The organism is Dolichospermum planctonicum, assembly GCF_005402965.1.
GTDB lineage: Bacteria > Cyanobacteriota > Cyanobacteriia > Cyanobacteriales > Nostocaceae > Dolichospermum > Dolichospermum planctonicum.
Genome location: NZ_BJCF01000027.1, coordinates 35,585 through 60,263 on the forward strand (window position 1 = coordinate 35,585; position 24,679 = coordinate 60,263).

Annotated in this window: 18 protein-coding genes and 1 pseudogene; 11 read left to right on the forward strand and 8 right to left on the reverse strand. The window is 37.9% G+C overall.

The genetic code is table 11. The annotated features are described in order from the left end of the window. Positions 1-48: 48 nt before the first annotated feature. The 3 genes from ftsH3 to FFO06_RS12690 all read left to right on the forward strand — a co-directional run bounded on the left by ftsH3 (position 49) and on the right by FFO06_RS12690 (position 4,060). Positions 49-1,893: an ATP-dependent zinc metalloprotease FtsH3 gene (gene ftsH3 / locus FFO06_RS12680; protein WP_137908366.1), complete on the forward strand. Its 1,845-nt coding sequence runs from the start codon at positions 49-51 to the stop codon at positions 1,891-1,893. A 281-nt stretch (positions 1,894-2,174) separates the two neighbouring features. Then, positions 2,175-3,371, forward strand: coding sequence for an AAA family ATPase (locus tag FFO06_RS12685; protein ID WP_137908367.1), 1,197 nt, complete (start codon positions 2,175-2,177; stop codon positions 3,369-3,371). Next, positions 3,368-4,060, forward strand: coding sequence for a DUF4276 family protein (locus tag FFO06_RS12690; RefSeq protein ID WP_137908368.1), 693 nt, complete (start codon positions 3,368-3,370; stop codon positions 4,058-4,060). Before FFO06_RS12685 ends, FFO06_RS12690 begins: the two co-directional genes overlap by 4 nt. 36 nt (positions 4,061-4,096) lie before the next feature. Here the strand turns inward: FFO06_RS12690 and FFO06_RS12695 are convergent, their stop codons facing one another. The 6 genes from FFO06_RS12695 to FFO06_RS12720 form a co-directional block, all read right to left on the reverse strand. After that, positions 4,097-5,323, reverse strand: coding sequence for a molybdopterin molybdotransferase MoeA (locus FFO06_RS12695; protein WP_137908369.1), 1,227 nt, complete (start codon positions 5,321-5,323; stop codon positions 4,097-4,099). 22 nt (positions 5,324-5,345) lie between these two features. Further along, the gene (locus FFO06_RS12700; RefSeq protein ID WP_137908370.1) at positions 5,346-6,272 is read right to left on the reverse strand and encodes a phosphodiester glycosidase family protein; all 927 of its coding nucleotides are present in this window, start codon (positions 6,270-6,272) and stop codon (positions 5,346-5,348) included. Between the two features lie 145 nt (positions 6,273-6,417). Beyond that, on the reverse strand, positions 6,418-8,709 hold the full coding sequence (gene glgB / locus FFO06_RS12705; RefSeq protein WP_137908371.1) for a 1,4-alpha-glucan branching enzyme: 2,292 nt from the start codon (positions 8,707-8,709) through the stop codon (positions 6,418-6,420). 135 nt (positions 8,710-8,844) lie between these two features. Further along, on the reverse strand, positions 8,845-9,159 hold the full coding sequence (locus FFO06_RS12710; RefSeq protein ID WP_137908372.1) for a hypothetical protein: 315 nt from the start codon (positions 9,157-9,159) through the stop codon (positions 8,845-8,847). A 31-nt stretch (positions 9,160-9,190) separates the two neighbouring features. Then, positions 9,191-9,859: a glutathione S-transferase family protein gene (locus FFO06_RS12715; protein WP_137908373.1), complete on the reverse strand. Its 669-nt coding sequence runs from the start codon at positions 9,857-9,859 to the stop codon at positions 9,191-9,193. Positions 9,860-9,957: 98 nt separating this feature from the next. Beyond that, positions 9,958-10,191 (reverse strand): hypothetical protein, encoded by a 234-nt coding sequence (locus tag FFO06_RS12720; RefSeq protein ID WP_370743745.1) that lies wholly within the window; start codon positions 10,189-10,191, stop codon positions 9,958-9,960. Between the two features lie 235 nt (positions 10,192-10,426). On the opposite strand from FFO06_RS12720, the gene FFO06_RS12725 reads away from it, so the two are divergent. Together FFO06_RS12725 and FFO06_RS12730 are read left to right on the forward strand one after the other, a co-directional pair. Further along, positions 10,427-11,077: a hypothetical protein gene (locus FFO06_RS12725; protein ID WP_137908375.1), complete on the forward strand. Its 651-nt coding sequence runs from the start codon at positions 10,427-10,429 to the stop codon at positions 11,075-11,077. A gap of 87 nt (positions 11,078-11,164) precedes the next feature. Beyond that, a complete protein-coding gene (locus FFO06_RS12730) occupies positions 11,165-12,988 on the forward strand; it encodes a peptidoglycan D,D-transpeptidase FtsI family protein (RefSeq protein WP_137908376.1) in 1,824 nt (607 codons plus the stop codon). A gap of 29 nt (positions 12,989-13,017) precedes the next feature. Here FFO06_RS12730 and FFO06_RS12735 read toward each other — a convergent pair whose 3' ends face one another. Continuing rightward, entirely contained in the window at positions 13,018-14,130 is a 1,113-nt protein-coding gene (locus tag FFO06_RS12735) for a glutamate--cysteine ligase (RefSeq protein WP_137908377.1), read from the reverse strand. 186 nt (positions 14,131-14,316) lie between these two features. Between FFO06_RS12735 and FFO06_RS12740 the strand changes: the two genes are divergently transcribed. From FFO06_RS12740 to FFO06_RS12760, 5 genes and pseudogenes are all read left to right on the forward strand, one after another. Continuing rightward, positions 14,317-14,994, forward strand: a complete 678-nt coding sequence (locus tag FFO06_RS12740) for a Mo-dependent nitrogenase C-terminal domain-containing protein (RefSeq protein ID WP_137908387.1) — start codon at positions 14,317-14,319, stop codon at positions 14,992-14,994. 180 nt (positions 14,995-15,174) lie between these two features. Next, a complete protein-coding gene (gene obgE / locus FFO06_RS12745) occupies positions 15,175-16,203 on the forward strand; it encodes a GTPase ObgE (protein WP_137908378.1) in 1,029 nt (342 codons plus the stop codon). Positions 16,204-16,428: 225 nt separating this feature from the next. After that, positions 16,429-16,722, forward strand: coding sequence for a hypothetical protein (locus tag FFO06_RS12750; protein ID WP_137908379.1), 294 nt, complete (start codon positions 16,429-16,431; stop codon positions 16,720-16,722). 2 nt (positions 16,723-16,724) lie between these two features. Continuing rightward, on the forward strand, positions 16,725-17,135 hold the full coding sequence (locus tag FFO06_RS12755; protein WP_137908380.1) for a type II toxin-antitoxin system VapC family toxin: 411 nt from the start codon (positions 16,725-16,727) through the stop codon (positions 17,133-17,135). Positions 17,136-17,169: 34 nt separating this feature from the next. After that, positions 17,170-17,385, forward strand: a pseudogene (locus FFO06_RS12760) (Uma2 family endonuclease); the annotation flags it as partial. A gap of 122 nt (positions 17,386-17,507) precedes the next feature. On the opposite strand, the gene FFO06_RS12765 reads toward FFO06_RS12760, so the two are convergent. Then, positions 17,508-18,638, reverse strand: coding sequence for an acyltransferase family protein (locus FFO06_RS12765; protein ID WP_137908381.1), 1,131 nt, complete (start codon positions 18,636-18,638; stop codon positions 17,508-17,510). A gap of 1,031 nt (positions 18,639-19,669) precedes the next feature. On the opposite strand from FFO06_RS12765, the gene FFO06_RS12770 reads away from it, so the two are divergent. Further along, positions 19,670-24,079: a DUF4347 domain-containing protein gene (locus FFO06_RS12770; RefSeq protein ID WP_137908382.1), complete on the forward strand. Its 4,410-nt coding sequence runs from the start codon at positions 19,670-19,672 to the stop codon at positions 24,077-24,079. Positions 24,080-24,679: the final 600 nt, after the last annotated feature.

The following is a 24,679-nucleotide window of genomic DNA, read 5'->3' on the forward strand; positions in this document are numbered from 1 at the left end:
AGAGAAGCTACGTATAAGCAGCAAACAAGTACAGGAGAAACAACATCGGTGAATAATAAAAAATGGAGAAATACGGGGCTGTACGCGCTCCTTTTTATAGTTGTCATTGCGCTAGGAACAGCATTTTTTGACAAACAACCTCAAAACAGAGAGACATGGCGCTACAGTCAGTTTATCCAAGAAGTTCAACGGGGTAGGGTTGAGAGAGTTAGTTTGAGTTCCGACCGCTCTACAGCCCTGGTAACACCCAAATATGACGAAAAGAAAAAGATCGTTACTTTAGTTAATGACCCTGATTTAATCAATACCCTCACAGCTAAAGGTGTTGATATTTCCGTACTACCTCAAGCAGACGAGGGATTTTGGTTTAAGGCTCTCAGCAGTTTATTCTTCCCTGTGTTGCTGCTAGTTGGTCTATTTTTCCTCCTCCGTCGCGCTCAAGGCGGTCCTGGTAGCCAGGCCATGAACTTTGGTAAATCTAAAGCCAGAGTGCAAATGGAACCCCAAACTCAAGTTACCTTTGGAGACGTGGCGGGTATTGACCAAGCCAAATTAGAACTAAACGAAGTTGTAGACTTTTTAAAGAATGCTGATCGCTTTACCGCCATTGGTGCGAAAATCCCCAAAGGTGTACTTTTAGTTGGACCTCCTGGTACTGGTAAAACCCTGCTTGCACGGGCTGTAGCTGGAGAAGCTGGTGTTCCTTTCTTCTCAATTTCCGGTTCGGAATTTGTGGAAATGTTTGTGGGTGTGGGTGCTTCCCGTGTCCGTGATTTATTTGAACAAGCGAAAACTAATGCTCCTTGTATCGTCTTTATTGATGAAATTGACGCGGTAGGTCGTCAACGGGGCGCTGGTTTAGGTGGTGGTAATGACGAACGGGAACAAACCCTCAACCAGTTACTAACGGAAATGGATGGTTTTGAAGGTAACACTGGCATTATTATTATTGCTGCTACCAACCGTCCTGACGTATTAGACGCAGCTTTATTACGTCCCGGTCGTTTTGACCGTCAAGTAGTCGTAGACCGTCCTGACTACGCGGGAAGAAGCGAAATATTGAGAGTTCATGCCCGTGGTAAAACTTTATCTAAAGATGTAGACTTGGATAAAATCGCCCGTCGGACTCCTGGTTTTACTGGTGCTGATTTATCTAATTTACTTAATGAAGCCGCAATTTTAGCCGCTCGTCGGAATTTAACTGAAATTTCGATGGATGAAATTAATGATGCAATTGATCGTGTATTAGCAGGTCCTGAAAAGAAAGACCGGGTAATGAGCGAAAAGCGCAAAACTTTAGTAGCATACCATGAAGCAGGTCACGCTTTAGTTGGGGCTTTAATGCCTGACTATGACCCTGTCCAAAAGATTAGCATTATCCCTCGTGGTCGTGCTGGTGGTTTGACTTGGTTTACTCCTAGTGAAGACCGCATGGACACTGGTTTATATAGCCGTGCGTATCTGGAAAATCAAATGGCCGTGGCTTTAGGTGGTCGTCTCGCTGAAGAAATTATCTTTGGTGAGGAGGAAGTGACGACAGGTGCTTCTAATGATTTACAGCAAGTGGCCAGAGTAGCTAAACAAATGATAACTCGCTTTGGCATGAGCGATCGCTTGGGTCCAGTAGCCCTTGGTCGTCAACAAGGAAATATGTTCCTGGGTCGAGATATTATGTCTGAGCGTGATTTCTCCGAAGAAACTGCTGCTGCTATTGATGAAGAAGTGCGGAAGTTAGTTGATACTGCTTACAGTCGAGCTAAGGAAGTTTTACTCGATAACCGCAAGGTTTTAGATGAAATTGCTCAAATGCTGATTGAAAAGGAAACCGTAGACGCTGAGGAATTACAAGCAATTCTTGGTAATAACGATGTGAAAATGGCTGCTTTTGCGTAATTTTTCCTAAACTTTTTAAAAGGGTAATTCTGGTTTTTCTGGAATTACTCTTTTTCTTGTTCTCTTTTGCGAATTGCTAATCTATAGAACTCATATTTGATTCTTGAAAAAAATTAGGTATTGTAGGGTGCGTCATACTGCATAAATTCTCTCAATCAACAGATTTGTAATATCTGACGCACCCTAAGTATCTTTTCATAAATCAAATATTATTCCTATAGCATAATAAGTACCTAACAGCCGTTTTTGTTACCTTAATTCAACGTAATCAGTAAAACTATATGAAATTAGACTTTATAGAATATTGTCAAGATAAAGATTTGCCAAGTGAGTGGTGTTTAAATGGTTGTCAATTAGGTAATGTAAACTTGATTGTTGGCAAAAATGCTTCTGGCAAATCGAGAATGCTTAGAAGTATTAAATTTTTATCAGATTTTCTATCTGGTGAAGAAAAGCTCAGTAGACTTGATGGTAGGTTAAGAGAGTGGAAACTAACTTTTGATTCTCATAACGGAGACAATAAAAAAGTCTACATATTGAAAGTTGAGAATAGTCTAGTAATTGAAGAAAGTTACACTATTGGATCTAAATTTTATCTCATGAGAGATAAATCAGGTGAAGGCAAAATTTGGGCTAAACAATTAGAAAAAGAAATTGATTTTCAAACACCTACTAATGAAGTCGCAGCTTTCCATCGAAGAGATTCTATCCAGCATCCTTTTTTTGAAGAAGTTTACACTTGGGCAAATTTATTGAGGTATTACGAATTTGGAACAGATTTAGGCAGAAGTAGTCTTGATGCAATTAATACCGAAAGCGTTGCGATAATCAAAAAAAATATAGACTTCAACAATAAAAATCATGTAATTCGCATATTCAAATTAGGAGAAAAAGAGTTAGGAGAAAGTTTTATTGAATCTATCAAATCAGATATGTTATTTGTTGGTTACAGAATAGATGAAATTGGTACAAAAACGCCATCAACTTCGATTTTTCAAGAAGATAAATCCTATTTACCAGAGGTAAAACTGCAATATCTTTATGTTCAAGAAAGTGATTTAAAAGATCAAACTGAACAATCAATAATATCTCAAGGGATGTTTAGAGTATTATCTTTAATTATTCAAATAAACTACTCACTATTAGCTAAAAAGCCTAGTTGTATCTTAATAGATGATATTGGGGAAGGACTAGATTTTGAAAGGTCATCAGCAATGATTAAATTACTGGTTAATAAAGCAAAAACTGGTTTAGTTCAGTTAATTATGACCACTAATGATAGATTTATTATGAATGGTGTTCCTTTGGAATGTTGGTCAGTAATTGAGAGACAACCAGGATTAGCTAAACTTCATAACATACATAATTCAAAAGAAATATTTGATGATTTTAAATTTACTGGATTAAACAATTTTGACTTTTTTGCAACTCAATTCTATATAGAGGGGTTTGGTAATGAGGAGAATATAGAACAGTGAAAAAATTAGCTATTTTTGTGGAGGGTAAAACGGAACAAATTTTTGTCCAAAAGTTGCTAAAAGAAATTGCTGGCCAATTACATATTTCTATAGAAATTAAATATAGAGAAAATAGTAACTCGGCTCAAGTAATAATGAAAGATACTGTTACTTCTGCAACAAAATTTTATGTTTTAATTTATAATTCATGCAATGATGAAACTGTTGTGTCAGATATGAGAGAACTATATAATTCTTTATCTATAGAAGGATATGAGAGAATAATAGGACTAAGAGATGTTTATCCAATACCTATAGCTGAAACATCTAAACTGCAAAGAGGTTTAAATTATTCTTTACCAAAAGGATCAATTCCTATAAATATAGTGCTTGCTGTTATGGAAGTAGAAGCATGGTTTTTAGCAGAATATAATCATTTTATCAAAATAGATACCAGTTTAACACCAGATAAAATTCAAGAAATTTTTGGTTTTAATCCTAAGAGTGATGATATGGAACAAAGACCTCATCCTGCTGATGATATAAAACAGATTTATAACTATGTAGGTAAAGGTTATAACAAGAGTGAAAAACAACTCAATAGACTTGCATCTAATTTAGATTACGAGTTTCTATATATCCACCTTGCTAATAATGTTCCTAGTCTGGGAGAATTTATTGGGTATATTGACAAATTCATGATCTCTTAGGCAGTATGCTTAGTGGTGCGGAGAGTTGATTTCCTTTTATCCTATTTGCAAAACTAAAACTTCTTCTCCTGGAGTAACTAAGGTTTTTCTTACTGGTAAAATGGCTAAAGCATTAGTTTGAGCTAAATTAATTAAGTTCCCCGAATTTAAATTACCACTTGTTTGCTGAAACTCATAAATACCATCATTTAATTTTAAATTACCCCAAATATAAGTTTCCATTTTTCCGTTAGATTTTAATTCGCAATGAGATTTCACTTTGATAAATTTACTTTCCCAACCCTGATTAATTCCTGAAAGTTTTTTAATTGTCGGTTCTACAAATCTCCAAAATGTGACTAAAGCCGAAACAGGATTTCCTGGTAAACCAAAATAAAGAGAATTAGGAAATGTAGCAAATGTTAAAGGTTTTCCTGGACGCATTTGCACAGCACAAAAATGAATTTCTGCTCCTAAAGATGTTAATATATTAGCAATATAATCATAATCACCTACGGAAACTCCACCAGAAGAAATAACTATATCACTATTATTAATTGCATAATTGATAGTCTCTGTCAACGCGCTAGGATTATCCTTAATAATTCCTAATGTTAACACTTCTGCACCCAAATTACGTACTAAAGCTGCTAAAGCATATTGATTAGAATCTACTATTTGTCCGGGTTTTAGAGTTTGTTTTGGTGTTACTAACTCATCACCGCTAGAAAAAATCGCCACCCGTGGACGACGGAAAACACTGATTTTCGGTAATTGTGCTGCGGCTAAAATCGCAATTTCCGCTGCATTGAGGGTAATTCCCGCTGGTAAAAGTTCTGTTCCTGCTTGATAAAAGTCTCCTTGTTTTCTGACAAATTCTTGGGGTTGAGGTCTAGCAAAAATAAAAACTTGATTCTCCTGTAAATTAGTTTTTTCCTGCATAATTACAGTATCTGCACCTTTTGGGATTATTGCACCAGTGAAAATCCTGGCTGCTTGTCCTGGTTTAATAGGATTTTGAGGTTGATATCCTGCGGGAATCTCTTCGACAATTTCCAAAATTGTCGGATTTTCAGAACTGCAATTTTGTACATCTTCATAACGTACAGCAAAACCATCCATTGCGGAATTATCCCAATGAGGAAAATCTAAAGAACTAATTACAGGAGTTGCTAAAATCCGCTGAAATGCTGTCAATAAATCCACAACTTCAAGATCATTTTCTTGATTTAAAGGTTGGACATGATTGAAAATAATCGTTTCTGCATCTTTCACTGATAACATAGTAAATAAATCTGTGATTTGATTACTTTTGATAAATTAAAAATACCGAACCAATTGGACCTAAATTCTCGACATAGACTTTATTATTATAAAACAATCCTGGAGACATTCCCCCATCAAATAACATTCCTTCCTGAATTGTCCCTAAACAGTTATTTCTAGCAATTCCTGTTAAAACATTATCAAATTGATGGGGTAGTAATTCTTGATTGTTAGCAGAAACTTGAATAATAGAATTAGCTTTTATATCATTGACCAGGAAAATTACAAAACCTTTACTGGTAATAGCAACTAAAGAACGATTAGTAGCACCTTGACAAGCAAATTTTCCTAAAGCTTGACAAATATCTTTGAATTTTCCTTGATTATAAAATCTCCCATTACCCCCCACTATATTATAATTGAGAATATTTGTTCCTCTTCTTCCAGTTCCCATGGTGGCTTGACGTTGTTGAGGATTTCCTGATGATATTCCAAAGGAAGAACGTCTATTTTTAAATACTCCTGAATATTCAACACCGCGAGAAATATTTAAACCTTGAGGTTGATTTTTTGGATCTATATAGTCAGCATTAATGGCTGCAATTGGTGATTTACCATTTAATTTAGAATTACTATCAGTGATAATTTCTCGAAACTGTTTTGGTACATATTCTCTGCGAAATCTTCCCCTAGAATCCTTAGCATAAATCTGATGATCTAAACCGACATTGACTTTAAAATCTAACTTGGGAGATTGAGGATTAAAAACAATTACATGATTAATCCCTTTTTTATATCTTTCTCCATTATTATTAGTCTGAAAAAACTCAATACCAAATTGAGGATTTTTACCAGGACAGTTAACAGACTGTTTCGCTTTTGAATTAGCTATCACATCCTCTGAACCTGATATTAACGCTGCTGTTATTGTCGCAATAGATATTAAAAATAATTTATTTGTGTTCATATTAACTCTAGATAATTTAGTTATTATCTAATCATAAGCGATCGCTTTTTGGAAATACAGTGAAAGTATTCTTCTTTTAAATCAGATAAAGCATTAATATAACCGCTAATAAACACATAGGGTGAGCAATGCCCACCCTAAACAACTAGCCTATCACTTGTGCTGAATTCTGTTTATCCAACTTGAGCATCAACACACCCAAAGGAGGTAAACACAAATCTAAGGAATAAGGACGATTATGCAAAGACCAATCATCAGTCCACTTACCACCTAAGTTACCCATGTTACTACCGCCATACTGACGGGCATCACTATTGAACAACTCGGTATAAAAACCCTGTTCTGGAACACCTATGCGATAGTGGGAATGGGGTTGGGGAGTAAAATTACAAACCACAATGATAAAATCACTGGAATTTTTGTCACGACGGATAAAAGAAACTACACTATGGCTGTTATCAGTACAGTCAATCCACTCGAACCCTGCTTGGTCAAAATCTTGACTGTATAAAGCAGGTTCAGAACGGTAAAAATAGTTAAGAGACTGGAAAAAATCTTTTAACTGTCGGTGTGGTTCATACTGTAATAAATGCCACTCTAAATCAGCCCAAACATTCCACTCACTCCATTGTGCAAATTCCATGCTCATAAACATGGTTTTCTTACCAGGGTGAGCAAACATATAAGTAAATAAACAACGGATATTAGCTAACTTTTGCCATTGATCACCCGGCATTTTACCGATCATATTACTCTTGCCATGGACGATTTCATCGTGGGACAGAGCTAACATGAAATTCTCACTGTGGTTATACCACATACTAAAGGTAATGTTGTTTTGATGGAACTGACGAAACCACGGGTCCATACTGAAGTAATCCAGCATATCGTGCATCCAGCCCATATTCCACTTTAAGTTAAAACCCAATCCCCCTGTATAGGTAGGCCAGGATACCATTGGCCAAGATGTGGATTCTTCTGCAATGGACAGTACACCAGGATAATAACTAAACAGCAGGTGATTAACTTGACGTAAAAAATCCGCAGCTTCTAAATTTTCTCTACCACCATATTTGTTAGGCAACCATTCCCCTGCTTTCCGGCAATAATCAAGGTAGAGCATGGAAGCAACTGCATCAACACGAATGCCGTCAATGTGGTATTTATCAAACCAGAATAGGGCATTGGCAACCAAGAAATTACGGACTTCATGACGATTGTAGTTAAATACTAAAGTTCCCCATTCCTTATGTTCACCTTTGCGGGAATCAGCGTGTTCATACAAGTGACTACCATCAAAGAAGGCTAAACCGTGACCATCTTTAGGGAAGTGACCGGGAACCCAGTCTACAATTACACCGATGCCATTTTTATGACATTCATCCACAAAATACATAAAGTCTTCGGGAGTACCAAAGCGGGATGTAGGCGCAAAGTAACCAGTTACTTGATAACCCCAAGAACCATCAAAAGGGTGTTCGGCAATGGGTAGAAGTTCTAAGTGGGTATATCCTAATTCCTTGACGTAGGGAATGAGTTTAGCTGCTAATTCCCGATAAGTCAGAAACCGGGCGCCGGTTTTTAGTTCGGAAACCACAACTACAGCTTCATTTTCCCCATTGGGTAATTTGGCTGGTTCAGCACTAGCAGCGTGTAACCAAGACCCTAAATGGACTTCGTACACGGAAATAGGTTGGCTGAGGGGGTCAGTATGTCGGCGCTTTTCTATCCAGTCTTCGTCATTCCAGGTGTAGGAATTTAAGTCTGTAACAATAGATGCTGTTTTCGGACGTGGTTCTTGCTGAAAACCGTAGGGATCAGATTTTTCGTAAATATGTCCTTCAAAATTTTTGATTTCGTATTTGTAATGTTCTCCTACACCGATTTCGGGAATAAATAATTCCCAAACCCCTGTGTGTCCTTTCCGCATTTGGTGTTTGCGTCCATCCCACAGGTTAAAATCTCCTAATACAGAGACGTTGCGGGCATTGGGTGCCCAAACCGCAAAATAAACGCCTTTAATACCATCTACTTCTGTAGTATGCGCTCCCAATTTCTCATAAATGCGGTGATGATTGCCTTCACTAAATAAATGCAGATCAAATTCTGTTAAGTGGGCAGAACGGAAGGCATAAGGATCATTCACAACCCGCTCATGTTCCCCTTCTTTAATCCGTAACTGATAATTTTTCAGTTCTGCGGTTTCAATGGTACATTCAAAAAAGTGAGGATCATGCACTGTGTCCATTGGGTATTCTTTCCGCTCTTCTGGAACTACCACCCATACAGCACTGGCATTTGGTAGGTATGCTCGCACTGCCCAAACAGTTTTACCATTTTGCTCGATGAGATGAGAACCCAGGATTTCAAACGGATCATGATGTTGATTGTGAACGATGCGATTAACCTGTTCAGGGGCGACCGTGGTTATGGACATGAAGCTACCTATGTGATATACGATGATTAGCTAAATCTACTTTTTATCTCTTTATATTCTCGCATCTTTAGTCATTAGTCATTAGTCATTGATTATTGATCATAAATATTACTTATTGTTTATCCCTTTTCTTCACTAAATATTTAAAAATGGGAAAATTTGTAATAATACCTTCCGTATTTGTAACAGAAAAAATTGATCGCGGATGGTAGCATTTAACCGTGGTGGCGGACTAATTTCCATTTGTGCTTCTAATTGGGCATATTCGGCCGGCGTAACCACTTTACCATCAATGGGCGATCGCGCTGCTAAAATAATTTCTGTTCGCAATATCTCCTCTGGTATATCTTCTTGTGGTGGTAATGCCATTACCGTTTGACCATAATGACCTACTAAAACGACCAAAACACTAGTAGTAACACTCAGAATAAAAAAAAGTATGGGTTTCATCTATCAAACCTTCCGAATCCTGCTTTAATTTCTAAAGTCCTGGTGGTAATGGTTCAGAGCATAATTGGTGGATATTGATAATGCGTGCAAAAACCTGCGGATATTGCTGACGATAATCAGGAATTAGTGCTAAAGGACTCAACAAAGCTGCTGCGGCAATATCAGCTATACTCAAACGGCCACCCACTAAATAATCGCTATTTTGCCAATACATAGATAATACTGACAAAGCATTGGCGAGTCTTTTTTGAGCTAATTCAACAGTAGTATCATTAATACCATATTGTTGTCTAACTATTTTAATCACCATTTGGCTAAATAGTGATGGGTCAATTGCTTTACCCTCACCAGCGCGAAATTGATAATATACAAACCTAGTAGCCGTACCTATGCTTTCATCTAACCAATCTTCTAACATCGCAGCTTGACTTTGCTCTGCTAAATCGGTTAAAAATAGAGGAGGTTCAGGTTGATAACTTTCTAAAAATTTGCAAATTTCCGTAGAGTCAGCAATAGCTTCAGGTTGTCCTATAATTTGGGGTAATAGAACAGGTAGCGTCGTTAACCCAGTTAACGACTTTACCTTCAAGATATGTAGCCCTGGGGTGAGATCTTCAGTTTGATAACTAATTCCCTTATAACCCAAGGCTAACCGAGCTTTGCGACAATAATGGGATGTACTAAATTGCAGTAGCAACATACATTGACATTATTCTGATTACTGGCAAAACCAACAAGAAGAACTTACTCTGGGCAAGAATTAAATCCAGCCCAGGAGTTAAGACTCACAATCCTATACTAAGGTTTTTTGGGAGTCGCTGTAGGAGATGTTGTCGCTGTGGGAGATGTTGTCGCTTTAGGGGTAGCACCAGTATCTGCTGGTTCACCACCCGCTGTTGCTGCTGGAGAACTAGGAGTAGCGGTTGGTCCACCGCCACCTTCACAAGCTCCAAGCATGGTAGCAAGACTTAACATAAGAGCCAAACCAAAAACTTTTGTCTTCATAACTCCTCTTTCACCAATTGTGGGCATAAAATATTTCGCCTGTTGAATAAGATACCTTATTTATTGATTTTTTTTAACGGCTTTCTCATTACATATTTCAACCTATTATGTTTCGTAACACTTCTGTGGGTTATATGTAATACGAACTAATCGTAATTTTTGCCTTCCTCAAGGTTAGAATAGCTCCAACTTGATCTAGAAATGTAACTTTAGGCAAGATATCATCATCATCGAAGATAGAGTATTTACCATTAGAAAAATTATGGTTCTTGAACGTAAATCAGCCGTTTTGGCAAAAAATACTTGGTTCTGGCGCAACTCTCCTTTGTTAAATAGACGACGTTCTCGGAGTCTTGATAAAAAAATACAGAGTTCCTCCCGACTTGCTAGGGAAGCGACAGCACTCAAATCCCCCGTTACTCAGGATAGTTGGCTCAACTTTTCCGTATTTGGCAGAAATAATACAGCAATCCGAGAACGACGTAAAAAACCCATTGCTTATACCCAAGAGCAATCAAGTACCAGTTTACATGACATTAGTGATACTGGAACTATACCTGTATGGTTGCTACGTCTATATAAAGTCAATCGCTATTCGTCAGTTTTAGCATTTGTATTAGTGGTAGCGGCATTAATAGTTTATGGTTGGACAGTATATTCCCAAGAGCTTTGGAGTCAGTCTTACCGCAAATTTAAAAACCTACAACGTCATGAGCGACAGTTAAATACTGCTAATGCAACACTGACTAGCAAGATGGCACAAGAGGCAGAAAAGCCTGATACGGAATTGGTATCACCCACCTCTGAGAAAACAATTTTTTTACCACCGAAATTTAGTAATTATCCTCAGTCGTCATTATCAACTTCCCAACCAGACCCACAACCAGAACCTCCATCTCCACTGGGATATTAAAATAATTAATAATTGATACAGCATTGATGTAAAATCTGCTGTAATTGTCTATTGTTAATTGTTAATTATCAAACATAAGTTATGGCAATGCGAAAGCTATCAAGTCAAAAAAAATTCGGAAATTTACGTAATTTAGTATTCAGACGGGAACGAAAGTTCTTTAAACAACCCCCACCGGTAAATATTGCTCCGAAAATACCAGAAAACAGCCCCAACACCAAATTACGACTGTTAGCTGTATGGGGTGTGTTAATGATTGCTATGGTAGGGTTAGCATTGAACTTATATCAGCTACAAATTGTTCAGGGAAAAAAATTGACTCAGAGGGCGCGAAATCAGCAAATGGTCAATTTACGCCTGTACATTCCTCGTCGTCCAGTGGCAGATAGAAATAATAATGTGTTAGCTATTGACCGCCCCGTATATAATTTATATGCCCATCCCAAATTATTTGATTATTCTCAGGAGAAAATTGCCGAAAAAATAGGTCTGATTATTGGTAAAAATAAGGACGAACTAGTTAAAATATTCCAAAGTAAAAGTAGTGGTATTTTATTAGCTTCTGGTGTATCCGAGGAAATTTCTGATAAATTGATATCATTACGTTTAAATGGGTTTGAGTTTATTCAAAAATACTCCCGATTTTATCCCCAAGATGATTTGGCGGCAGATGTGATAGGCTATGTTAATCTTGACCGTCGTGGCCAAGCCGGTGTAGAATACAGTCAGGAGAAGTTGCTAGAACGCCCTGGACAAACGGTGCGAATGAGTAAGACTGGTAATGGGTCATTAATGCCAGATTACGCGACTCAGGGACTACTGCATTTTGATGATTTGAAACTGCAATTAACTATTGATAGCCGTCTACAACGGGCAGCGCGTACGGCTTTAAAACAACAGATGACTAAGTTTAAAGCCAAACGAGGTGCAGTAATTGTCATGGATGCACTTGATGGTTCTTTGCTGGCTTTGGTTTCTCAGCCTACTTATAATCCCAATGAGTATGCTAAGTCTGATATTTCCTTATTTAAAAACTGGACTGTAGCTGATCTTTATGAACCGGGATCAACATTTAAACCTGTAAATGTGGCGATCGCTTTAGAAAATGGTATCATTAAACCAGATGATATATTTGAAGATCCTGGTTCTATCCAAATTGGTACACATACTATCAAAAATGCCGAAAAAACTGGTTATCGTCAATTGACTATTCCTCAAATTTTACAAACTTCTAGTAATATTGGCATGGTAAGAATGATGCAACGATTAAAACCATCCATATACTACAATTGGCTAGAACGTTTAAGACTAGGACAAAAAGTTAAAACAGATTTACCTTTTGAAGTCAGCGGTCAATTAAAAAATCAAGAAAAATTTATCTCTTCAGCTATTGAACCAGCAACTACATCTTTTGGACAAGGCTTTTCTCTGACTCCCTTACAATTGGTACAACTGCACGGAGCATTAGCTAATGGTGGTAAATTAGTTACACCTCATGTAGTTCGAGGACTAATTGACAGTCAAGAACAGATACACTATTCAGTTAATCTCCCAGAACCAAGACAAGTTTTTTCACCTACAATTACTCATCATGTTGTAGAAATGATGGAAACAGTAATTAATGAAGGTTCTGGTAAAGCGGCAAGAATTTCAGGATATCGTATTGGTGGAAAAACGGGAACAGCCCAAAAAGCCAGTCCTAATGGTGGATATATTAAAGGTGCGCGAATTACTAGTTTTGTCGCTATTTTACCTGTGGAATCTCCCCGTTATGTGGTTTTTGCAATTGTAGACGAACCCAAGGGAGAAAATGCCTATGGTTCTACAGTAGCTGCACCCATTGCTAAAACTGTTATGGAAACACTAATTCCCATTGAAAAAATTCCCCCTAGCACCCTAGAGAAGAATTAAAAATGTAGTATTGCTAATTACAGCAGTTTTCATCTTTGTGATAATTTGTGATAGGTCTCCTTGAGAGTTAATTCAATTGAACCTAAATTTTCAAATAACTGAATTAATTCATGGGATTTTGTTTTTTGCTCTGATAAAATGACTTTTAGTGGGGCTAAAAATTCAACGTCCGAATCATCTTTAAGGGCAATTTCCGCAGTTTGTAAAAGTTTGGTAGAATTAAGGAAAATATCTTCATTTTCAAAGCCATATTTTGCCGAAATTTGATGTAAGTTAGTATCAGGTATAATGGCTCTGCCTGGTAAAGTTTCATCTAATACTAAACCTTTTAATAAAGCTAATAAACCTGCATAAATAGCAAAATTATCACAACTATCACAGGCTTTAAATTCTATCCGTCCCACTTCTGAAGGAATGCGGGCAATTTTTGTTAATGAGGGAACACTTTTGATTATTTCTTCTGCTGTTTCCACAAAAACTAATGCTGCTGATCTTTTTCCAGTTCTGATAAATGTCCTCACTGATAAACCTGTCCATAAATCACCATCATAAAAAGGGGAACTATAACTAAAAGGAATGATATAAGGACTGTAATAGGTCAACTTTTTACCAATATCAATTAACTTTTCAGTAGACAAATTTTCCCAGGAAATATTCAAATCTGGTCCATAAGAAACCATGTAAATATGAGCAGTTTGTTCATCTGGATAAGCTTGTAATTGTCTAATTTCAAAATCATTTAATGGAGGTTCTGGCTGAAATACGCAAGTATAGGGGTTAAAACTGGCTAGAACTGGCGAAAAACCAAAATTAGCAGCAACTTCACAGAGTAAATTAAAACTGGCTGTTAATTCATCAATTGCGCCTTGAATAGTAGAATGGATAGTGGTTCTAATTTCAATCCCTTTAGCTAAACAGTCAATTACTTCTTCAGACTCGCTAAATCTTTCAAATCCTTCAATATACCAACGCTTTTTCTTAATTCCAGCATCACCAACTCTTAATTGTGGGTAGTCAGTGGCATAAATGGGTAATCTATCAATAATTTGCTGAAAATCGGCAAATTTTGTATTATGGAAATCGGCGAATTTTCCTTGATGATTAAGAAAAGCCACTTCATGTTCAATACCAAAAGAAAACATACTTTACACCTGATTTATTATAAATATAACCAATTATACCCATAATTTATGCCGTTGCGAATAATATGAAAGCAGGACTAGAACTTTAAATCCCTGATTTCTCAAAGAAATCAAGGACATGAGTAATTATTGTCTATTTCAAGATAGCTGAATATTGACTAAGAAAATTTTGAGGCGTGAGTTATGATGATCAGTGTTGCTCAAACTCCTTACAGTAGTGAACAAATTATTGCTTGGTTGCGTGGATTACTGACAATTGCTTGGGCAGATGGTAATTTTGATGCTCAAGAACAGGAATTAATTACTAATCTGACCAAAAATGAATTAACCCCTACGGTGGAATGGGATAGCCTAGAAATAATTGGAGTTGATGAATTAGCGGCTATATTGGGTAAAGGTACACCCATAGCGGAAAATTTTTTGCGGACAGCGGTAATGGTAGCGATCGCTGATGGTATATACTCTCCTAGTGAAGATGATCTACTTCAGCAATTATGTCAAAAATTAGAACTGCAAGAAAATTTACTCACAGCCTTACGTCATACCCTAGAGGATAGCACACAAACCCAAGATTCCCCACCGGCTGGACTTCAACCCCCCCCAACATCTGATGTTTTAAATCCCTTGCGTCAATGGTTAGACGGGTTAGATATTCAAGATCCCAGAGTAGCGCGGTTTTTGTGTAAAATGATTCCTTCCCAATGTCCCTTTGAAAGAGATGTAACTTTATTTGGCCGGAAAATAGTTCATATTCCCCCACTTTGTAAAATTAACCCCCTTTATGAACAAATGGTAGGTTTACGCTTCCGCGCTCTTTCATACTTAGCAGATGACTGTGGTGAGGATATTACACCTTATATTTAAAGTTAATAGCATTTCCCATCCTCATAGGTACAAAATAGGTACAAAAATAGAGAAGTTCACCGCAGATAAAAGCAGATAATTTTGTACCTCAGTGGACTAGAAAATGGTATATTACCGAATTACCGAAAAATATATTGGTAATTTTTCAAAAAGAAAATGACAACTGACAACTGACTAATTATGCAATTTATAGACCAATCAGTAATTGAAGTAGAAGCAGGTAAAGGAGGTGATGGTATTGTCGCTTTCCGAAGAGAGAAATATGTACCCGCAGGGGGTCCTTCTGGAGGAAATGGGGGCAAAGGTGGTTCAGTAATTTTTGTGGCTGATACCAACCTCCAAACCTTACTAGATTTTCGATATAAACATCTGTTTAAAGCCGAGGACGGAGAACGCGGTGGTCCAAATAATTGCACTGGAGCAGGGGGGAAAGATCTAATTATCGAAGTTCCCTGTGGTACTGCTGTTTATGATGCGGTAACAAGTGTTTTACTATGCGATATAGTTGAACCTGGACAAGTTTTTCGAGTTGCAGAAGGTGGAAAAGGTGGACTGGGAAATCAACATTTTTTAAGTAACCGTAACCGCGTTCCCGAATATGCACTTCCTGGTTTAGAAGGTGAAAAAAAGGTATTACGTTTAGAGTTGAAACTGTTAGCAGAAGTGGGAATTATTGGTTTACCAAATGCTGGTAAATCTACATTAATTTCTTCTTTATCGGCTGCGCGTCCCAAAATAGCCGATTATCCATTTACTACTTTAATTCCTAATTTGGGTGTAGTCAAAAAACCCACGGGTGATGGTACGGTTTTCGCCGATATTCCTGGTTTAATTGCGGGTGCTTCCCATGGAGCGGGTTTAGGTCATGATTTCCTACGTCACATTGAACGGACAAGGGTTTTATTACACTTAATTGACGCGACAAGTGAAGATGTCATTGCTGATTATCATACCATTCAAGAAGAACTTAAAGCCTATGGACGAGGTTTAGCTAAACGTCCGCAAATTTTAGCTTTGAATAAAATAGATGCTGTTGATAGGGAAACCGTTGATTTGCAAGCTTTAGCTACACAATTAAATCATCTGGCCTTAGCCCCAGTTTTCATAATTTCGGCGGTAACTCGCACTGGTTTAGATCCTATGATGCAGGAAATTTGGCGGATTTTAGATGAGATTAATGTGTTGGCAGCCCAGGAAGTTCTGGTTTAATTGGTGGGTTGATTTTGTTAAGTAAAGTCACAAATATTGTGTTAACTGACTCAAAATGTAGGAATTAGTTTTACACTAATTCGGGTATCTAGTTTGAGAGTTCCAGTATTTCTGGAACTTCTCGGCGTTTAGTGAATAAAATTATTATTAGCTTGGATAAATCAACAACTTGCAGCCTTGGGTATTAATTCTCTAGATGAATAAAATCTGAAATGAGGTAAAACTATGACAGCTAAAGAACAACTAATCAGAGAAATCGAACAAATACCAGAAAATCTCATTGAAGAATTGTTAGATTTTTTATTATTTGCTAAAAACAGAAGAAATCAACAAACTAATGAGTCTAATTCTGCTAATCAATTAACTATAGAATCTAGTGAACAGCAACAGAAAAGTAAACCAATTTGGGAAATATTTGAAGAAGGTAATCAAGATTTAACAGAAGAAGTTATTGCCCAATTACCTAGAGATGGTGCAGCACAAATTGATCATTATCTTTACGGTAAACCCAAACAATAATTATGAAAACATTATTCGTAGATACTTTTTACTGGGTTGCCTTATTTAATCCTAAAGATGAATGGCATTTAACCGTAATAAATTATAGTAAAAACCTTGTTTCAGTTTATCTAGTAACAACGGATGAAGTGTTAACAGAGTTTCTCAATTTCTTCTCAACTTATGATAGTAAAACAAGGCAAAATGCTATTAATAGAGTTCAAGATATTTTGCACAATGATTATGTGCAGATTATACCCCAAACTCATAAAACATTTTTAGCAGGGCTTGAACTTTATAAACAACGTGCTGACAAAGAATACAGCCTCACAGATTGTATTTCTATGCAAACTATGAAGCAATTAGGCATTACTGAAATACTAACTCATGACAGACACTTTACCCAAGAAGGGTTTACTACACTATTTGAATAAATGAACAACTTGCAGCCTTGGGAGTTAAAATATCATGACTATTGCACAAGAAACACTCTACTATTCACCCGCAGAATATCTAGAACTAGAAGTAAATTCAGATATACGACATGAATATATTAATGGATTAATTATACATAAGACAGGCGGAACACCAGATCACAACCAACTTGCTGGCAATTTTTATGCCATACTAAATTTTGCTCTTAAACGTCAACCCTATCAAGTTTTTGTTACAGACCAACGGCTTTAGCTGCTATTGCTTGTCAAATTTTGCTGGAAGATATCTATGATAAAGTAGATTTTGAGGTGAAAGAATGAATTTATTACAGAATTTGGACAGGCAAGATGCCCGTCCCACAAGAGTTTTATTTACACTTTAATAAACCAGCGTTTCTGATACATCAAAACAGCAACACTATACCAAAATAACAGGGTAACAAGTGCAAATAAAAATGAACCGTTGAAATTTCCCGCCCAAGATGCAAAAATATTTTGATAAATCCAATTATAGATACTAATGGCATTTTCACCTGTACCAATTTGGGTTTTTACTGTAATTTTAATTAGAATTACCGAAGCCACAAAAAGAGCGATCGCATTTAGTCCCATAATTTCAAAAGGTTTACTCCAGCGTTTTATTAACCTCACTTCTATCAACTCATAACAAGCTGCTAATAACATTAATGCCCAACCAGTGGTAAATAAAACATAGGAACTCGTCCAAATTTTCTTATTAATGGGAAATGCCACATCCCAAATAATTGCAATTACTAAACAACATAAACCAAATAATACCAAATCCATGCTAGTTTGGGAATTAGCCTGTTTTTTATCTTTGATCCATTGTCCAGTAAAATACCCAGCTAAAACGCTAACTATCGCTGGAATAGTGCTAAAAAGTCCTTCAGGATCTCCCATGAAATTAAATCCATCACCTTTATATAAATGTGCTTTGGGAATAATTAATCTATCAATAAATGCCCCAAAATTACCTTCTCTCGTCAGCACTCCTGCACCATAATTAGGAACAGGAATATACATCATTATCAGCCAATAACCAATTAGTAATCCTCCTGCTACTAGCCATTGATTTTTCTGAGGTAATTTTAAAACTATCAAAGATGCAAATAAGTAGGTTAAAGCAATTCGTTGTAATATCCCCATCAAGCGGATACTACTTAAATCAAATGTCCAAATACCTTGATTCCAAAAACCATTTAACAGTAAACCCAAAATAAATAAAATAGCAGCCCGACGGAGAATACGTAAATAAACTGCTTTGTTAGGTTTGTTCTCTGCTGTATATTTTGACAGAGAAAAAGTCATTGCTACACCAACAATGAATAAAAAGAAAGGAAATATTAAATCGGTGGGTGTACAACCGTGCCATTGTGCATGACTCAGGGAACGATAAACATCATCAGCGACTCCTGCCATATTAGCAAGAATCATCGCTGCAATGGTAATACCACGAAACACATCAAGTGAACTCAGACGCATAGACAGAATATCTTATTAGGTGACAGGTGATACGCCACGGGGATAGGTGACAGGGAACAGCTTTTTGAGTAGGGTGTGTTAGCGATTAGTAACGCACCATTTTAAATCATTGACATCATCAGAAAATCCCCCTCCTCATCCTGTACATCCTTTCATCCTGGATATCCTGATTCTGACATAAATTAGGTGACAGGTGCTACGCCACGGGGATAGGTGACAGGGAACAGCTTTTTGAGTAAGGTGTGTTAGCGACTAGTAACGCACCATTTTAAATCATTGACATCATCAGAAAATCCCCCTCCTCATCCTGTACATCCTTTCATCCTGGATATCCTGATTCTGACATAAATTAGGTGACAGGTAACAGGTGATAGGTGACAGGGAATAGGGAACAGCTTTTTGAGTAGGGTGTGTTAGCGACTAGTAACGCACCATTTTAAATCATTGACATCATCATAAAATCCCCATCTTCATCCTGTATATCCTTTCATCCTGGATATCCTGATTCTGACATAAATTAGGTGACAGGTAACAGGTGATAGGTGACAGGGAACAGCTTTTTGAGTAGGGTGTGTTAGCGACTAGTAGCGCATCATTTTAAATCATTGACATCATCAGAAAATCCCCCTCCTCATCCTGTACATCCTTTCATCCTGGATATCCTGATTCTGACATAAATTAGGTGACAGGTAACAGGTGATAGGTGACAGGGAACAGCTTTTTGAGTAGGGTGTGTTAGCGACTAGTAACGCACCATTTTAAATCATTGACATCATCAGAAAATCCCCATCTTCATCCTGTACATCCTTTCATCCTGGATATCCTGATTCTGACAAATGTAAAAGCATGAATGTTACCAGAGTATTATGTATGTGACACTAACTAACACACATTAAATCTAAAAATATACGGTTGTAGTTCTGACTTTAATCAATTAAAATTATATTATGACAAGGTTTTATTACGTGAAGTTGCTCATTTTCTACCCCATATAACAAAAACCAACAGTACCAGGTGCAAAGGAAAAAATTATGTCTAACAACTCTTTTCTCCGTCAAACCGCAACAACAATTGTTTTTATAGATGCCTCCCTTTCCGACTATCACACCCTCCAAGCAGGAATTATCGAAGGCGTAAAAACAGTTATTATTTCCCCAGAGCAAGACGGAATCGAGCAAATTAGCCAAATTTTACAACAACATCCCCACATCACCACCATTCACATCCTTTCCCACGGTGCGCCCGGATGCTTATATTTAGGTAATAGTCAACTAAACTTAACCAATATTCACAATTACACCCAACAGTTACAACAGTGGCAACCTCAGAATATTTTACTATATGGCTGTAACGTCGCTGCTGGCGACGCTGGGGCAGAATTTATTCACAAATTACATCAAATTACCAACGCCACCATTAGCGCCTCCACCACAAAAACCGGCAATGCAGCATTAGGGGGAAATTGGCAGTTAGAGGTAAATATTCCCGTTACAGAGACATTCCATAGAACGTCTCTACATTTGTCAGATATTGTTGCGGAAACCCTCAACACCTACCAGGGAGTATTTGCACCCACATTAGTGGGAGAGTGGGATTTTTTAACCTATGCGAATGCTGTGACAGTGGTGGGTAATTATGCCTATGCCGTGGGGGATAGGTTGGAGATCATTGATATTAGCAACCCTGCCCAACCCCTTGTCAAGGGAAGTTACGATATTTATGATGGTAATAGTGTGCAAGTGGTAGGTAACTATGCCTATGTTGCCGATAGTTTTTCAGGACTGCAAATAATAGACATTAGTAACCCCACTACCCCCACCCGTAAAGGCAGTTATAATACATCTGACTATGCTTGGGGTGTGCAAGTGGTGGGTGACTACGCTTATCTGGCTGATCGTTTTTTAGGACTACAAATAATAGACATTAGCAACCCCACTACCCCCACCCGCAAAGGCAGTTATAATAGTAGCTATGCTAGAGGTGTGCAAGTAGTGGGTGACTACGCTTATGTTGCTGATTTTGATTCAGGACTACAAATCATTGATATTAGCAACCCCACTACCCCCACCCTCAAGGGCAATTATGATACGAATAGCGATATTTTTGACTATGCTGTAGGTGTGCAAGTGGTAGGTGACTACGCTTATGTTGTTTATAGTGTTTCAGGACTACAAATCATAGACATTAGCAACCCCACAAACCCCACCCTCAAGGGGAGTTATGATACACCTAACTATGCTAATGGTGTGCAAGTGGTGGGTGACTACGCTTATGTTGTTTATGATAATTCAGGACTAGAAATCATAGACATTAGCAACCCCACTACCCCCACCCTCAAGGGCACTTATAATGCCTCTGGCAGTGCTTATGGTGTGCAAGTAGTCGGTAACTATGCTTACGTAGCTGATTGGACTTCAGGACTACAAATCATTGATATCAGCAACCCCACTACCCCCACAGTCAAGGGCAATTATAATACACATGAATATGCTAGAGGTGTGCAAGTTGTCGGTAACTACGCTTATGTAGCTCATGGTTGGTCAGGACTACAAATAATAGACATTAGCAACCCCACTACCCCCACCCTCAAGGGCAATTATGATACATCTGGCAGTGCTTATGATGTGCAAGTAGTGGGTCAATATGCCTATGTGGCTGATGGTTCTTCACTACAAATAATAGATATTAGCAACCCCACTACCCCCACCCTCAAGGGCAATTATAATATATATTATGAGGATAATACATATGGCTTTACTGAAGGTGTGCAAGTAGTGGGCAACTACGCATATATTGCTTATAGGGATTCAGGACTACAAATAATAGACATTAGCAACCCCACTACCCCTACCCGCAAAGGCTATTATGATACATCTGGCGATGCTTATGGTGTGCAAGTGGTGGGTAACTACGCTTATGTTGCTGATGGTTGGTATGGAGGACTACAAATAATAGACATAAGCAACCCCACTACCCCCACCCTCAAAGGCAATTATGATACATCTGGCGAGGCTAGAGGTGTGCAAATAGTGGGTAACTATGCTTACATAGCTGATTATGATTCAGGACTACAAATCATTGATATCAGCAACCCCACTACCCCCACCCTCAAGGGCAATTATGATACATCTGGCTATGCTTGGGGTGTGCAAGTAGTGGGTAACTATGCTTACGTAGCTGATGGTTGGTATGGAGGACTACAAATAATAGACATAAGCAACCCCACTACCCCCACCCTCAAGGGCAATTATGATACATCTGGCTATGCTCAGGGTGTGCAAGTAGTGGGTAATTACGCCTATGTGGCTGATGGTGACGGTGGTTTAAAGATTATTAATGTGAGTGAGTTTACTAACCAAGCACCCACCAACCTCACACTCTCCACCAGCACAATTGCCGAAAACCAAGTTATTGGTACAGTAGTGGGTAATCTTTCCACCACAGACCCAGATACAGGAAACACCTTTACTTATAGCTTAGTCACCGGCACAGGTGCAACAGATAATAGTTTATTTACTATTACCAATAATCAACTCAAAACCAACGCTGTCTTTGACTTTGAAACCAAAAACAGTTATAGCATTCGACTGAGGACAACAGACCAGAGTGGGTTATTCTTTGAAAGACAATTAACCATTGGAGTAACTGACATTAACGATAACGAAAGTTTCACCACCACAGCCCAACAAGATATCATAGATGCTGACTATGGAGACGACACCATCACCAGCATATTGGCCAATTTACAACAAAACGACATCATCAAAGGTGGTAATGGCACAGACACCTTAATTATCAGCGGAGGAACAGTTAATGATCTTATCTCCATAGATACCAGTAACACCACCAATCAATTAGATATTCCTGGAACAACAGTATTCGGATTTGAACGCTTTGATTTAACTAGCTTTGCGGGTACTATCAGCTTTGATGGTACTACTGGTAATGATTGGGTTAAAGGTGGTACAGGAAACGATGATTTAACCGGTGGAGACGGTAATGACACTCTGAACGGGGGAACAGGTATAGACTTTTTAAGTGGTGGAGATGGTAATGACTATCTGAACGGGGGAACAGGTGCAGATTTATTAATCGGTGGTAAAGGAAATGATACCTTTGTCGTAGACGATATTGGTGATATCATTGCTGAAGGTTTAAATGCTGGAATAGATACTGTTGAATCTTCTATCACTTGGACATTAAAAGCCAACTTAGAAAACCTAACGTTACAGGGAACAACCGCTATTAACGGTACAGGTAATAACCTCAATAATATCATTACAGGCAATACTGGCAACAACACTCTTAATGGTGGTTTAGGAAATGATACCCTCATTGGTGATTTAGGTAATGATACCCTCATTGGTGGTGTTGGTAACGATTCCTACTATGTAGACAATACAGCAGATACCATCACGGAATTAGTAGGACAAGGACTAGATAGCGTTTTCAGCACTGTAACTTACACTATAACAACCTACACCGAAAACCTGACTTTACAAGGAACAACTGCGATTAATGGTACAGGTAATAACCTGAATAATATCATTACAGGTAACGCAGCCGATAATGTTCTCACAGGTGGTACGGGTGCAGATACTATGATTGGTGGCGCTGGTAATGACTCCTACTATGTGGACAATACAGCAGATAGCATCACAGAAAATGCTAATCAAGGAACAGATAGCGTTTTCACAACTGTAACCTATACCTTAACCTCCAATACCGAAAACCTAACATTACAGGGAACAACCGCTATTAACGGTACAGGTAATGAACTAAATAACAGCATTACAGGTAATACTGGTAATAACGTTCTCACAGGTGGTGCGGGTGCTGATACCCTCCTTGGTGGCGCTGGTAATGACTCCTATTATGTGGACAATACAGCAGATATCATCACGGAATCAATAAATCAAGGAACAGATAGCGTTTTCACAACTGTAACCTATACCTTAACCTCCAATACCGAAAACCTAACATTACAGGGAACAACTGCTATTAATGGTACAGGTAATGAACTAAATAACAGCATTACAGGTAACGCAGCAGCTAACATTCTCACCAGTGGTTTAGGAAATGATACCCTCACAGGTAATGCGGGTGCAGATACTTTAATTGGTGGTGTGGGTAGCGATAGCTTGTATTTGGGTTTAAACGATAATGTTGTAGATAACGTTAACTACATTTTTGGTGATGGTACAGATACAGTTTACCAATTTGTGCGCGGTGTCGGTGGCGATAAACTGAACTTTACAGGTATTGCCAATTTTGATGTGATTACATCAGGTACTTCTACATTAGTGCGGGCTGGGGATGGTATTATTGGTAATGCTGGTTTTGGTACTGGTCAATTATTAGTGACTTTATCCGGTACATCAGGATTTAATAGCACCAATGCGAATGTAAACCTGTTCGGAGGTACTTTCCTATTTAGTTAATAACTTTGTTGGGTTTTCTCAACCCAATAACTTAGGGACTTTGTTGTTAGGACTTTGTTGGGTTACGTTGTCGCTTAACCCAACCTACAATTATCACAAGACGCAAAAAAACCGCGAAAAATTTTATTTTTAGGTGTTGACAAAGGATTTGAAATATGTTATCCTAATCTTGATAAGGAAGAACTATCTGAAATTAGGTGACAGGTGACAGCTGACAGGGAACAGGGAATAGCTTTTTGAGTAGGATAGCGATAGCGAAGCGCTGCTGCAAGCAGTTCGCTATATAATATAGTAACCCACCATATTAAATCATTGACATCATCAAAAAATCCTCATCTTCATCCTGTACATCCTTTCATCCTGGATATCCTGATTCTGACATAAATTAGGTGACAGCTGACAGGGAACAGGGAATAGCTTTTTGAGTAAGATAGCGATAGCGAAGCGCTGCTGCAAGCAGTTCGCTATATTATATCCCACATTCCGCACCCTGAACTGTCACAGATCAAAAAAGCAGAGATAGTAGTACATAATAACTAACGATCAATTAAAGAGAAATAAGCTTAATGAGAATACATATCATTAAAAGGGGGGTGGTGT

Excerpts from the sequence above, each read along its gene's own strand:
- FFO06_RS12755 (WP_137908380.1), top strand. The coding sequence starts at position 16,725 with ATGAAAACATTATTCGTAGATACTTTTTACTGGGTTGCCTTATTTAAT.
- FFO06_RS12700 (WP_137908370.1), bottom strand. The coding sequence starts at position 6,272 with ATGAACACAAATAAATTATTTTTAATATCTATTGCGACAATAACAGCA.
- FFO06_RS12725 (WP_137908375.1), top strand. The coding sequence starts at position 10,427 with ATGGTTCTTGAACGTAAATCAGCCGTTTTGGCAAAAAATACTTGGTTC.
- FFO06_RS12750 (WP_137908379.1), top strand. The coding sequence starts at position 16,429 with ATGACAGCTAAAGAACAACTAATCAGAGAAATCGAACAAATACCAGAA.
- glgB (WP_137908371.1), bottom strand. The coding sequence starts at position 8,709 with ATGTCCATAACCACGGTCGCCCCTGAACAGGTTAATCGCATCGTTCAC.
- obgE (WP_137908378.1), top strand. The coding sequence starts at position 15,175 with ATGCAATTTATAGACCAATCAGTAATTGAAGTAGAAGCAGGTAAAGGA.
- FFO06_RS12685 (WP_137908367.1), top strand. The coding sequence starts at position 2,175 with ATGAAATTAGACTTTATAGAATATTGTCAAGATAAAGATTTGCCAAGT.
- FFO06_RS12720 (WP_370743745.1), bottom strand. The coding sequence starts at position 10,191 with ATGCCCACAATTGGTGAAAGAGGAGTTATGAAGACAAAAGTTTTTGGT.
- FFO06_RS12735 (WP_137908377.1), bottom strand. The coding sequence starts at position 14,130 with ATGTTTTCTTTTGGTATTGAACATGAAGTGGCTTTTCTTAATCATCAA.
- FFO06_RS12770 (WP_137908382.1), top strand. The coding sequence starts at position 19,670 with ATGTCTAACAACTCTTTTCTCCGTCAAACCGCAACAACAATTGTTTTT.
- FFO06_RS12715 (WP_137908373.1), bottom strand. The coding sequence starts at position 9,859 with ATGTTGCTACTGCAATTTAGTACATCCCATTATTGTCGCAAAGCTCGG.
- FFO06_RS12695 (WP_137908369.1), bottom strand. The coding sequence starts at position 5,323 with ATGTTATCAGTGAAAGATGCAGAAACGATTATTTTCAATCATGTCCAA.
- FFO06_RS12765 (WP_137908381.1), bottom strand. The coding sequence starts at position 18,638 with ATGCGTCTGAGTTCACTTGATGTGTTTCGTGGTATTACCATTGCAGCG.
- FFO06_RS12740 (WP_137908387.1), top strand. The coding sequence starts at position 14,317 with ATGATCAGTGTTGCTCAAACTCCTTACAGTAGTGAACAAATTATTGCT.
- FFO06_RS12730 (WP_137908376.1), top strand. The coding sequence starts at position 11,165 with ATGCGAAAGCTATCAAGTCAAAAAAAATTCGGAAATTTACGTAATTTA.
- FFO06_RS12710 (WP_137908372.1), bottom strand. The coding sequence starts at position 9,159 with ATGAAACCCATACTTTTTTTTATTCTGAGTGTTACTACTAGTGTTTTG.